The organism is Halomonas alkalisoli, from assembly GCF_021412585.1.
Lineage (GTDB): Bacteria > Pseudomonadota > Gammaproteobacteria > Pseudomonadales > Halomonadaceae > Halomonas > Halomonas alkalisoli.
This window is the reverse complement of the sequence record NZ_JAKCMI010000001.1, coordinates 1-12,137: the sequence shown is the minus strand read 5'-3', so window position 1 is coordinate 12,137 and position 12,137 is coordinate 1. Positions and strand designations below refer to the sequence as shown.

10 protein-coding genes are annotated in these 12,137 nt (G+C 63.8%); 3 read left to right on the top strand and 7 right to left on the bottom strand.

Features of this window, described 5'->3' with window-relative positions:
* Positions 1-108 precede the first annotated feature (108 nt).
* The 5 genes from ahpF to LY622_RS00030 form a co-directional block, all read right to left on the bottom strand.
* Positions 109-1,665, bottom strand: coding sequence for an alkyl hydroperoxide reductase subunit F (gene ahpF, locus LY622_RS00050; protein WP_234289013.1), 1,557 nt, complete (start codon positions 1,663-1,665; stop codon positions 109-111).
* A gap of 174 nt (positions 1,666-1,839) precedes the next feature.
* Positions 1,840-2,403 carry an alkyl hydroperoxide reductase subunit C gene (gene ahpC, locus LY622_RS00045; RefSeq protein WP_043515649.1) on the bottom strand — a complete coding sequence of 188 codons (564 nt, stop codon included), beginning with the start codon at positions 2,401-2,403 and terminating at the stop codon, positions 1,840-1,842.
* Between the two features lie 126 nt (positions 2,404-2,529).
* The gene (locus LY622_RS00040) at positions 2,530-2,934 is read right to left on the bottom strand and encodes a ribonucleotide reductase subunit alpha (protein WP_234289012.1); all 405 of its coding nucleotides are present in this window, start codon (positions 2,932-2,934) and stop codon (positions 2,530-2,532) included.
* Between the two features lie 126 nt (positions 2,935-3,060).
* On the bottom strand, positions 3,061-5,040 hold the full coding sequence (locus LY622_RS00035; RefSeq protein WP_234289011.1) for a M1 family metallopeptidase: 1,980 nt from the start codon (positions 5,038-5,040) through the stop codon (positions 3,061-3,063).
* Between the two features lie 11 nt (positions 5,041-5,051).
* A complete protein-coding gene (locus LY622_RS00030) occupies positions 5,052-6,149 on the bottom strand; it encodes a ChaN family lipoprotein (protein WP_234289010.1) in 1,098 nt (365 codons plus the stop codon).
* A 673-nt stretch (positions 6,150-6,822) separates the two neighbouring features.
* On the opposite strand from LY622_RS00030, the gene LY622_RS00025 reads away from it, so the two are divergent.
* Both LY622_RS00025 and LY622_RS00020 read left to right on the top strand, forming a co-directional pair.
* Positions 6,823-7,110 carry a hypothetical protein gene (locus tag LY622_RS00025; protein WP_147273045.1) on the top strand — a complete coding sequence of 96 codons (288 nt, stop codon included), beginning with the start codon at positions 6,823-6,825 and terminating at the stop codon, positions 7,108-7,110.
* A gap of 407 nt (positions 7,111-7,517) precedes the next feature.
* Positions 7,518-9,107: a GGDEF domain-containing protein gene (locus LY622_RS00020; RefSeq protein WP_234289009.1), complete on the top strand. Its 1,590-nt coding sequence runs from the start codon at positions 7,518-7,520 to the stop codon at positions 9,105-9,107.
* Here the strand turns inward: LY622_RS00020 and LY622_RS00015 are convergent.
* Together LY622_RS00015 and cueR are read right to left on the bottom strand one after the other, a co-directional pair.
* Positions 9,104-9,772: a L,D-transpeptidase gene (locus LY622_RS00015; protein WP_234289008.1), complete on the bottom strand. Its 669-nt coding sequence runs from the start codon at positions 9,770-9,772 to the stop codon at positions 9,104-9,106. The genes LY622_RS00020 and LY622_RS00015 overlap by 4 nt on opposite strands.
* 171 nt (positions 9,773-9,943) lie before the next feature.
* A complete protein-coding gene (gene cueR, locus LY622_RS00010) occupies positions 9,944-10,393 on the bottom strand; it encodes a Cu(I)-responsive transcriptional regulator (protein ID WP_234289007.1) in 450 nt (149 codons plus the stop codon).
* Positions 10,394-10,560: 167 nt separating this feature from the next.
* Between cueR and LY622_RS00005 the strand changes: the two genes are divergently transcribed.
* The coding region (locus LY622_RS00005; protein ID WP_305038550.1) for a heavy metal translocating P-type ATPase at positions 10,561-12,137 on the top strand (1,577 nt) is incomplete at its 3' end.

Sequence of the window (12,137 nt, the reverse complement as noted above, 5' to 3'; positions counted from 1 at the left end):
TCACCCGCTCATTTGGACGAACCCGCGAATTTGACCTGCCCGCATACGCAATCGCCCCGCAGGCTGGGCCTGCGGGGCGATGCGGGACAACTTGCGCCGAGCTCGTCGTCAGAGACGAATCAGGTAGTCGAAGGCACCCAGTGCCGCCTTGGAACCTTCGCCCATGGCGATGACGATCTGCTTGTAGGGCACCGTGGTGACGTCGCCGGCGGCGAAGATACCCGGCACCGAGGTCATGCCGTGATCGTCGACGACGATCTCGCCACGCGGGGAGAGCTCGATCGACGAATCGGTCAGCCACTCGGTGTTGGGCACCAGGCCGATCTGCACGAAGATGCCCTCCAGGTCGAGCCGACGCAGCTCGCCGCTTGACCGCTCCTCGTAGGTGAGGCCGTTGACCCGCTTGCCGTCGCCGTTGACCTCGGTGGTCCTGGCTCCCTTGATCACGTCCACGTTGGCCAGGCTGGCGAGCTTCTTCTGCAGCACCGCATCGGCACGCAGCTCGTCCATGAACTCGATCAGGGTGACATGCTCGACCAGGCCGGCCAGGTCGATGGCGGCCTCGACGCCGGAGTTGCCACCCCCGATCACCGCCACGCGCTTGCCCTTGAACAGCGGCCCATCGCAGTGAGGGCAATAGGCCACCCCCTTGTTGCGGTACTCGTCCTCGCCGGGCACGCCCATCTCACGCCAGCGGGCACCGGTCGCGAGGATCAGCGAGCGGCTCTTGAGCGACGCGCCCGACTCGAACACCACCTCATGCTCGCCGCCGGGCTGTGTGGCCGGCACCAGCTTGACGGCCCGCTGCAGCGGCATGATATCCACGTCGTACTGCTTGACGTGCTCCTCCAGCGCGGCGGCCAGCTTGGGGCCGTTGGTCTCCGAGACGGAGATGAAGTTCTCGATGGCCATGGTGTCGAGGACCTGGCCGCCGAAGCGCTCGGTGGCAACCCCCGTACGGATGCCCTTGCGTGCGGCATAGATGGCCGCCGCGGCACCGGCCGGGCCGCCGCCGACCATCAGCACCTCGTAGGACGACTTCTCGTTAAGCTTGGCGGCCTCGCGCCTGGCGGCGCCGGTGTCGACCTTGGCCAGGATCTGCTCGAGGCTCATGCGGCCCTGGTCGAAGGGTTCGCCATTGAGGTAGATGCTCGGTACCGACATCACCTCGCGCTGCTCCACCTCGTCCTGGAACAGGGCCCCGTCGATGGCCACGTGGCGCACCTTGGGGTTGAGCACCGCCATCAGGTTGAGCGCCTGAACCACGTCGGGGCAGTTCTGGCAGGAGAGCGAGTAATAGGTTTCGAAGCTCAGCTCATCGTCGAGGCTCTTGATCTGCTCGATCACCTCGTCGGAGACCTTGGGCGGGTGCCCGCCCACCTGCAGCAGGGCCAATACCAGCGAGGTGAACTCGTGGCCCATGGGGATCCCGGCGAACACCAGGCCGGTATCTTCCCCGGGACGGTTCAGGGCGAACGACGGCGTGCGGGCATCGCGACCATCGCTGCGCAGGGTAATCTTGTCGCTCAAGCCGGCGATCTGCTCCAGCAGCTTGAACATTTCCCGAGACTTGTCGCCGTCATCGAGGGACGCGACGATCTCGAACGGTTGGGTGACCTTTTGCAAATACGTCTGCAGCTGGCTCTTCAGATTGTCGTCCAACATGACAGCGGCTTCCTCATGTCTCGCTCATGAAACAGGCATGACTCGACGCCCTGCGAGGCCAGGGGCCAGCGCACGTCGGGTCAGGGTCTTGGTCTTGAATCGCCCGGGCGGGGCACGCCCGGGCGTGGAACTCACGAGGTCAGGGGATAGCCCCGCGGGTTCGGCAAGCGTCGTTTAGATCTTGCCGACCAGGTCCAGGGACGGAGACAGGGTCTCTTCGCCTTCCTTCCACTTGGCGGGGCAGACTTCGTTCGGATTGGCGGCCACGTACTGGGCAGCCTTCACCTTGCGCAGCAGCTCTTCGGCGTTACGGCCGATGTTGCCGGCATTGATCTCGACGATCTGGATCTTGCCTTCCGGGTCGATCACGAAGGTGCCACGCTCGGCCAGACCGGCTTCCTCGATCAGCACCTCGAAGTTGCGCGAGATGGTCAGGGTCGGGTCGGCCAGCATCGGGTACTGGATCTTGTTGATCGTCTCGGAGCTGTCGTGCCACGCCTTGTGGGTGAAGTGGGTATCGGTGGAAACACCGTAGACCTCGACACCCAGCTTCTTGAACTCTTCGTAGTTGTCCGCCAGGTCACCCAGCTCGGTGGGGCAGACGAAAGTGAAGTCAGCCGGATAGAAGAAGAAGATGTTCCACTTGCCCTTCAGGCTCTCCTCGGTGACGTCGATGAACTCGCCATTGTGGAAAGCGGTGGCCTTGAACGGCTTGACTTCGGTGTTGATCAGGGACATTCAGTGATGCTCCTTGTCGGTGGTTGATGGTCCGAATACGAGGCCCATGATAACCGCTGAGCCCCGATAGGCTAAATTGAATGCAAGCATGGTGGTGATAAGTATCGCCTATAGCTGGCGAGCAACTTATTGAAACGAAACCACCTCTCCCTGGCGATCCAGCGCCAGGAAGCTCCCTATGTTACCCATCTTGAGCGATTCGACCATACGTTGCAGATGACGTTCGGCTTCCTCGCCGGAGGGTGGCTGCAGACCGCTGCCGGACAGCGCGGCCACGAACACGATATCCCACTCGATGCCGGTGTTGCGCGACTCCGCCACCAGCGCCTCCATGTCACTGAGCTCCTCGGGCGACTTGTCGACGCATAGCGCCGGGGTCAGCACCCCACCCTCGCCCTGCTCGAAGCGCTGGCGCTGCTCGGCGGTGGGGTTGTCCGGCAGCTCGGCACGGGTGAAGACGAACAGCAGCCGCTGGGGCTCCGGCTGCTGATTCGCCTCCTCCAGCAGATCGGCGAAACGGGAAATGGCCAAGATACTCCTCCAGAACTCGGTCGCAACATCGCATTGGCGATGCCGATAATGAAACAGGCGCCAGCCAGGGGCAAGGCGCACGCGGTACGATAACGCATTCGATGCGCCCCTGCCCCCCGCTCCGCATCAGCGCGAAGACGAGAACACGACGCGCAGCCCCGCCTCGTCCAGCGGCCATGTGCCGGCCTCGAGGGTATCCCCCTCGGCGTCCTGGACCAGATAGCTGCGATGCTGGTGGTGTCTCAGTGACGCCACCAGCCGTCGCAGCTGGCCAGGTTCAGCGGCACTCACGACCACCACCCGGCTTTCCGGCAGCGTCCACATCCGCGCCTCACCCCGTGCTGCCAGGGCCGTCGACGGCTCGGGCAACGCCTGCTCGGCCAGCCAGGTAGCGACATCCTCGGCGTCGCCGAGCACCAGTAGCGGCGCCTCGCCCTCGAGAGACGGTTCGCCAACCACCGGGGCCAGGGGCCGGCCCAGGGCCTGCTGTACCCACTCGCGCCCCTGGGCCTCCAGCGCCTTCGGCAGCACCAGCAGGCGGCTTTCGGGATGCAGGGCGACGTGTCTCAGGATGAACGGCGCCGGGTCGAGCTCGCGCAGCAGGTCATGGTCAGGGTCTACGGTAAGGGAGAGGGGCTCTGCGTCATACGATAGCGAAAACCTGGCCTGCCGGGTCTCGAGCGCGACATCATGGCGCACGGGGCCGCTGCGGGTCTCTGCCACCACCGGCACCAGAAGCGGCCAGGGTGCGTGGTCGCCCGCCTGGTCGAGCACGCCCTCCACCTGCCAGCCCGTCTCGGTTTCACGGCGCTCAACCGCCGCCATGCTCAATGCCGGTCGCCCCGGCTTGTGTCGCCAGGCGCCGAGGAAGTCTCTCAGGTCCTCGTCGGCCGCCTCGGAAAACGCCGCCGCCAGGTCATCCCAGCTTGCAGTAGCATGCATATGCCTCGCGGCGAAGCGCTTGAGGCCGGCATCGAACGCCTCGTCACCGATGCGCTGTCGCAGCATGTGAAACAGCATCGCACCGTGCTGATAGCCCATCAGTCGCAGCGCGGGGTCACGGCCACCACGGAAATCCACCAGCGGTTGGTCGAAGGTGTCGGGCAACGCCGCCAGGTCGACGAGCCAGCGGCGGCGAGTGTCGCTGGCTTCACCACGCAACTCATCCAGATGATAGTCGGCCAGGTAGGTGGTCAAGGCCTCCGACCAGTTGCCGCTGGGGTAGTCCACCCGGACACCGGCACCCCACCAAGCGTGCATCAGTTCGTGCGCCAGCGAGGTGTGCGGTATGAACGGCAGCGGAATCACCCGCTCGCCGAGCAGGGTGAAGCCGGGAAAGGCCAGCCCCAGCGGCGCCGGCGATGCGGCAATGGTGAAGCTGTCGTAAGGGTAGTCGCCGACACGCTCGCCGAACTGGGCGAGGTAGCGACCGGAGTGAGCGAGATAGGTCTCGGCATGGTCGTCATCCAGCTCGGCGGGGAACAGGGTGCGCACGCGCACGCCACCCACCGTCCGCTGGCGCTCCCGCCATGGCCCCGCGGCAAGCTCTATCGACGCCGTTCGCGGATGGTAATGCCGCACCCGATAGCCCGTCTCGTCAGCAAGAGGCTCCCCAAGCAGCGACCCCGTGGCCACCGCCCGCTGGCCATCCGGCACCTGGACCTCGATATGCAGCGCAAAGGGCCCCAGTTCGGCAAACTGCGGATACCAGACGCCGTCACCCGCCAACAGGCTGCCTTCCGGGGACACCATCGACCGGCCGTTCGCGGTGTTCAGCACGCCGCTCCAGCGCAGCGTCACCGACTCGGCCTTCGGTGGCATCGCCAGGCGATAGCGCCCTACCGCACTCTCCTCCAGCGACAAAGCCCTATCATCGACCAGCGCCTCGCTGATTTCGAGCCCCGGATCGAGCCGGAAGGTGCCCATGCGAGGAGACGGACGAACGATCATTTCACCCTGGATCCGCCGCGATGACGGCTCCAGCCAGACGCTCAGCCGCACCTCGCGTTCACGCTCACTCTGGGCAGACTCACTGCCATGGGCCGGCAGCGCCAGCGACAAGACCAGCAGCAGCGCCGTTACCACTCGCCAGGCGCAACCCAACATTCCTCGATCTCTCACGTTGACCGCGGCGGAAAGCGAGCCAGCACCTCCCGCTCATCGCCGTCTCGACGAATGACCAGCGGCAGCAGGGTGCCCGGACGCTGCTGGCGTATCAGGCCGGTCAGGTCGGAGGGACGTGCCAGGGACTCCCCGGCGGCCTGGAGAATGATGTCACCTGCCTCGAGGCCCGCCTGTTCGGCGACCGAGCCCTCGAGGATGGCGTGAACTTCGACACCCGCCTCATGGGGGGTGGTATAGACGCCCAGCTGCATGGCGGGGGCTGCCTCGTACCGAGTCTCATCCAAGGCAAAGACCGCCCGGGCAAGGCCTTCCGGCGGTAGCTGGCATTCGTTTCCATTCACCGGCCAGGGCAGTAGCGTCGCGTGGTTGTCGACGCCGAGATCCGTGAGCTGATGCGGCACACCATGTTCGTATTGCAGATGTCCCTGGCCGATCAGGCCAACCACCAGATCAGCCTCCTTCCCGGCTTCCGCCAGTCCGTCAGCCATGGCGCGATCCCATACCAGCTGCGCCTCGATGAAGCGTTCGAGCCCCGCCTCGCCGCCACGGGACGGATGCTGCGCATACACTTCCGCCAGTCGCTCGCGATAGGCAGCCGGCGCCTCGGCCGGTGCCGTGATACCGAAGCGCTCGGCTTCCGGCACCGCCTCCCACCCCTGCTCGACCAGCCGGCCCCGCAACTCCGGGGTCACGTTGATCGCCTTGAGCGGTACCCGATGGAGCCGGGCGAAGTGCAGGATGGGAAAATAGAGCGCCGGATCGAAGCCCCAGGCGGTGTTCCAGCGACTCTCGTCGATGAAGGCCTGCTCGCCAAGCTCGCCCGCCACCCAGGCATCGAGCGCCGGCTGCGCCTCTCGCGGCAGCATCTCCAGGGCGATGACCATATCGGGCCGACGCCCATGCAGGCCCGCCAGGGTGTGGAGTTGCCAGCGATGATGATCCACGTCGTCGTGCTGCTCGCCAAGCAGCACCACATCGCGCTCGGCCAGCTCGGCGAAGAGGGCATCCGGTGTCAGGCGCGTCCCCTCGGGCTGCCACCACTGCCCGGGGGCGGGGCAGGTATCGGCCTGCACGGCAATGGCGCTCGACATGAGGGCGCCTGCCAGACAAATCATCGGCAGGGCCCCTCCAGGAAAGGCAAACGGAAATGGCATCGGTGGCTCCAGCACGGCTGCACTCCCACCATCATGGCGCATTCGCCGCGCCTTGGCAGCCCCGTCAACGTCGCGGCGGAACACGAAAGCGCACGGTGTAACGAGATGAAAGCAAAATCGACCATTAAGGTTGTTCGGCAACTGAGGTTTGGATATGCTCTAGAAGCGCCGCGAGCCTCTGAAAGCCAGCTATCGGTCGATTGACGATTTTTTTGGAATTCTTCGCCACTCAAGGCGCCCTGTTCATAACCTGGGTTATTGAATAGACGGGCTCTTCAAGCGAACTTCGATGAGCGGTGCCCGCTCTGGCAATTCGAGATGGGCGATGCGAGACATGGCTTCGACACTTTTGCCATGAGCTGGCGCGAAGGCGGCATATTGAAGATTGCACATGGTGCGGGCGCGTCACCGCTATCAAGAAGCTATAATAAAACAGGCCAGCACCCGGATTAATCATACATGACTGTTTTTCCTGGAATGGTTTTCCTGGCACTAATCGAATCACGAAACTGATACTCACCGCGTCCTTAGCCTTAACTATTTTAACGACATATCTTTATCGACATATAGAGAGCCAATGAAGACAGAACTACAGGAATTTGAAGAGTCCATGCGCCGTCAAATCAGCGCCTTTCAAAACCCCAAGGAAGAGAGCAAGCGGCCGACTCGCCCCACGCCCGACAGAGAGGCCAGGTCCCCAGGTCAATCGGCCAGCTCCTACAAGACGGGTCATCTGGTCAGGCTCGCCGTGCGTACCAGGGCACTCGAACAGGACAGCGTCTTCGAACACCATTCCAGCAGCATTTCAAAGCTCGAGGCACAGCTGGAAGCCGAGAAGGCGGCCAAGAAGGCCGGCTACCCCATCATCGGCCACCTCATCGAGATTCAACGGCTTTAACTCTCCCAAACGGCTTTCAAACGACTCAGAACCCGACCTGATAGTTGAGCACTGCCGCGGTATCCGAGCGCGCGGCACGATCATGCTCCGGCTCCAGGGTGTGGCTCAGGTTGAGCTGCAGTAGACCTCGACTGCCTGGAAGCGGTAGCCCGGTTCGATATCCTGCTGACGCCCGCTGGGGCCAGGTCAGCCGTGGGCGCTTGCTGTCTCCCCGTTATCGCCCCACCGGTGCTGAAATGGCTGCCTTTCTGTTTCGTTCTCGTTACACTCGGTTGGACATCTACCCACTTGAGGGCGCCATGGGCAATCGTTCCGGCAGATGTCATCTAAGGGTGTGCGGCGCTCTGCTTTTGGGGATGGCGCTACTCGCTTCACCGCGACCGCTACTCGCCAACGAAGTGCCTCTGATGCCGGTCAGCCTGCAGCTGCTGTGGTATCACCAGTTCCAGTATGCCGGCTACTACGCGGCCAAGGCGCAGGGGTACTTCCAGGAAGCCGGGCTGGACGTCGAAATCCGCGATGGCGGGTACCACACCCCTGGCCGGGCGGCGGATCCTGTGCGGGAGGTGGTCACCGGCCGGGCTGACTTCGGCGTGTCGCGCTCGGACCTGCTCCTGCATCGTGCCCGCGGCGAGCCGGTCACGGTGGTGGCCAATATCATGCAGCGCTCGCCGTTGGTGTTCCTGACCCTGGAGCGCTTCGGTTTCTCTCGGCTTGAGGAGGTCGGTGATCGCCCGATCAGCGTCACGCTGCCGGGAGTGGATGAGCGTATCAGTGCCGAAACGCTGGCTACCTTTCTCGCCGCCGGGGTCAACCTCGAGTCGCTGAACAACGCCGCACCGAGCTGGAACCTGCAGGATCTTTACGCGGGCCGGACACAGCTGATGCCGGCCTACTCGACCGATGGCCTCTATGCCGTCAGACGGCATGGCGAGGTGCCGGTGATCATCCGGCCTGCCGACTACGGGATCGATTTCTATGGGGACCTGCTGTTCACGCGCCAGGCCCTGGTGGAACAGCACCCCGAACGCGTCGCGGCCTTCCGCCAGGCCACCATCAGGGGCTGGGTGTATGCCTTTGAAAATGTCGAGGAGACCGTCGACCTGATCCTAGAGGCCTACCCCAGGCGCCATGGCGATATCGATCGCGACCTGCTGCTGCATGAGGCCGAACAGGTTCGCGAGCTGCTGCAACCGAGCCTCATCGAGATCGGTTACAGCAACCCCCAGCGCTGGCAGAGTATCGGTGACCAGTACCTGGCCATGGGCATGATCGACGGCTATGAGCTGGAGGGCTTCCTGTTCCAGCCTGCACCTCCGACCCTCACCACCCTGCTGCTCACCCTCTGGCGCTGGTTACTGCCCTTCATGGGCGTAGTGGTCGTGGTGGCAGGCCTTGCCGGGTATCTGTTGTTCACCAACCGACGCCTCAAGGAGGAGATCCAGCGGCGTCGCGAGGCCGAGGCGACCCTGCAGCAGTTGGCCGATCGGGATGGGCTGACCGGGGCGGGGAATCGACGCCTCTTCGAGCAGCAGCTGCAGCAGGAATTTCAGCGCTCCCGGCGCGCTCGCCATGCGCTGTCCATCATCCTGATGGATGTGGATAACTTCAAGCGGATCAACGATGAGTCAGGCCACCTGGCGGGAGACGTGGTGCTCAAGGAGATCGTCAGAGTGACTCGCGCCGCGCTGCGAGCCCAGGATCATCTGGCCCGCTATGGCGGTGAAGAGTTCGTTGTACTGCTGCCCGAGACAAACCTCCAGCAAGCCCGGCACGTGGCAGAACGCATCCTCGAAGCCAACCGGGCTCATCGGGTGAATACCGATGCCGGCCCGATCCGTTACACCCTTAGCCTGGGGCTGAGCCACCTGCAGGGCAACGACCAGGACCCTTGGCAGATGGTCCAGCGCGCCGACGAGAGCCTCTATTGCGCCAAGCGGCTCGGCCGGGACCGCCTCTGCATCGACGCTGCCCCCCCGTTGCCTCAGCCGGATTAACCTCGGATCACGACCCGGGTACCGATGTTGAGCCAAGGGTCCAGTGCACGGATCTGGTAGTTGTCGACGGCTACGCACCCCTCGGTCCAGTCGAAGCGCTGGTGTACATCGGGATCGCCGCTGCCCAGCCCATGCAACCCGATCAGGCCACCCAGGGCCGTGGTATGCGGTGGCCTGCCATGGCGTGCCCGGTAGGACTCGATATAGTGGTACTCCTCAGGCGTGATCTTGCCGATTCGCAGTGCCTCGGAGGCCACCTCGGCATTGGGATAGTCGATCCCGAAGAAGAGCCCGAAGCGGGAGGCGCGGTTGATCCGGTCCACCCGGAACTCGCCCAGCGGCGTCATGGAGCTACCCTTCGCTCGCAGCGGAGCCGCCCCCCCCGCCCCATAGGCCAGGTGCTCGATTCGCTTCATCACATATTCACCGCGATAGACCGTCACCAGGCGGCTCTTCAGGTCCACGCTTACCCAGATCTCATCCGGTGCCAGGCCGGCCGGCATCGCCGAGGCATCGAGCGCGTGCAGGAACCCGGGCTGGGAAAAGGCCGGCTCCATGCGATCATCGAGTGTCGTGGGAAAATCGAAATTGGCTTGTGCCGCACCACTGCTCATCATGACCAGCGACGCAGCGAAAGCGGTCAACCAGTGAGTTGTCCTGTTCATGCTCCCCCCTGCCCAGAGCGGTATCTTTTTTTGGTTATCGGCAGGGATTTTACCCATCTTTAATGAGTAGCGTCTCGAACTTGTTTCACGCCGGCCTGACTTTTTCAAATATCCATGAAGATAAACTAAAAAAGCGATCGCGTATAAGCTGCGTCACACAGGACGACAGCGCTATGCCTCTTCACATGCCAGCGGTGGGCGCACTTGGGCGGGAGCCGTCCCGGCTGATTCGGGCGCTCCAGCCAGATCCCCGAGAATCGGGCAGCTCGGGCGATTGTCACCCTGGCAATGCTCCGCCAGGTGCTGCAAGGTCTGGCGCATGGAGATCAGCTTCTCGATCTTGCTGTCCAGTTCTTCTATATGGGCGTAAGCGACGGCCTTCACGTCTGAGCTGGCACGATTGCTATCACGCCACAGGGCGAGCAGGTTCGACATCTGCTCCACGGAAAACCCGAGGCTTCGTGCCCGCGCGATAAAGCGCAGCGTATGAATGTCCTTGTCGCTGAAGGTTCGATAGCCTGCCTCGGTCCGGCCAACCGAGGGGATAAGGCCAATGCTCTCGTAATAGCGAATCATCTTCCCCGAGATGCCAGACGCCTTTGCCGCTTCTCCGATATTCATCCGCTTTCTCCTGCTTTTCTGTATCAAGGCCTTCTGTATCAAGCTCTTCTGTATCAAGTCCTGCCGTGTGACACCGCCATTGCTCATATCATGGCTTGACCTTCCAACGATGGGAAGGTCTATGGTTACCACTCTAGCAACTGCGGCACATGAGAGGAAGCCAGATCATGCAACGCAACCAAGTCAGCTCGACAGGGGCGACCACCCAGAAGGCTCCTGCCACCAGCGCCTCCTACTCCCTGGGCATCGAAGGCATGAGCTGTGCCTCCTGCGTCGGCCGGGTCGAGAAGGCGATCCGTGGCGTGGCGGGGGTCACCGACGCCTCCGTCAACCTGGCCACTCAGCGCGCCCAGGTGACATTCGCTGCCGACCACGCGGACCTCGCCGGTGTCGTAAAAGCGGTGGATAGCGCCGGCTACCCCGCCATTACCGACACCCTCGAGCTGCGCATCAAGGGCATGAGCTGTGCCTCCTGCGTCGGCCGCGTGGAGCGCAAGCTCGCCGACGTACCCGGTGTCCTGGATGCCAGCGTCAACCTCGCCACATCGACGGCCACCCTGAGAGTGGTGGCCGAGGCCGTGACCCCGCAGCGCCTGATCGAGGCCGTGAAGGCGGCGGGCTACGACGCCGAGGCCGCCAGCGACGCACCGGACCGCAGTGACCGTGAGCGCGAGGCCCGCGAGCGAGAAATCTCCGAGCTGAAACGTGCAGTGACAGTGGCGGCCATGTTCACCCTGCCCATCTTCGTGCTGGACATGGGCTCGCACTTCATCCCCATGCTCCATCACTGGCTGCATATGACCGTGGGCCAGCAGAACCTGTTCTATCTGTTCTTCGTCCTGGCCTCGGTGGTGCAGTTCGGCCCCGGCCTGCGCTTCTACCAGAAGGGCTGGCCGGCGTTGATGCGTGGCGGCCCGGACATGAACTCCCTGGTGATGCTCGGCACCTCTGCCGCCTGGGGCTACTCGGTGGTGGCCACCTTCGTCCCCCAGGTACTGCCGGCCGGTACGGTGAATGTCTACTTCGAGGCCTCGGCCGTGATCATCACGCTGATACTCGTCGGCCGCTATTTCGAAGCCATCGCCAAGGGCCGCACCAGCGAAGCCATCAAGGCGCTGATGAAGCTCCAGGCCAAGACGGCCCGCGTCGTTCGTGGCGGCGAGGAAATGGAGATCGCCATCGAGGAAGTGCGTCAGAACGATATGGTGCTGGTACGCCCCGGCGAGAAGATCCCGGTGGACGGCCAGGTCACCGACGGCAGCTCCTTCGTGGATGAGTCCATGATCACCGGCGAGCCCGTCCCCGTGCGCAAGGAGGCCGGTGCCGAGGTAGTGGGCGGTACCATCAACAAGGTGGGCAGTTTCACCTTCCGGGCCACCAAGGTCGGTGCCGACACCCTGCTGGCTCAGATCGTGCGCATGGTGGAACAGGCCCAGGGCTCGAAGCTGCCGATCCAGGCCCTGGTGGACAAGGTCACCAACTACTTCGTGCCGGCGGTAATCGCCGTGGCCCTGGCCACCATCGCCGTCTGGTTGATCTTCGGGCCGGCCCCGGCGCTGAACTTCGCCCTGGCCAACGGCGTGGCAGTACTGATCATCGCCTGCCCCTGCGCCATGGGCCTGGCCACCCCTACCTCTATCATGGTGGGTACCGGCAAGGCCGCGAAAATGGGCGTACTGTTCCGCAAGGGCGAAGCGCTCCAGTCGCTGCGTGACGCCACGGTCATCGCCCTGGACAAGACCGG

Bases quoted from the DNA above. Each gene is read 5' to 3' on its own strand.
- ahpF (WP_234289013.1), bottom strand. From the start codon at position 1,665: ATGTTGGACGACAATCTGAAGAGCCAGCTGCAGACGTATTTGCAAAAG.
- ahpC (WP_043515649.1), bottom strand. From the start codon at position 2,403: ATGTCCCTGATCAACACCGAAGTCAAGCCGTTCAAGGCCACCGCTTTC.
- LY622_RS00035 (WP_234289011.1), bottom strand. From the start codon at position 5,040: ATGTTGGGTTGCGCCTGGCGAGTGGTAACGGCGCTGCTGCTGGTCTTG.
- LY622_RS00030 (WP_234289010.1), bottom strand. From the start codon at position 6,149: ATGTCGAGCGCCATTGCCGTGCAGGCCGATACCTGCCCCGCCCCCGGG.
- LY622_RS00025 (WP_147273045.1), top strand. From the start codon at position 6,823: ATGCGCCGTCAAATCAGCGCCTTTCAAAACCCCAAGGAAGAGAGCAAG.
- LY622_RS00020 (WP_234289009.1), top strand. From the start codon at position 7,518: ATGCCGGTCAGCCTGCAGCTGCTGTGGTATCACCAGTTCCAGTATGCC.
- LY622_RS00015 (WP_234289008.1), bottom strand. From the start codon at position 9,772: ATGAACAGGACAACTCACTGGTTGACCGCTTTCGCTGCGTCGCTGGTC.
- cueR (WP_234289007.1), bottom strand. From the start codon at position 10,393: ATGAATATCGGAGAAGCGGCAAAGGCGTCTGGCATCTCGGGGAAGATG.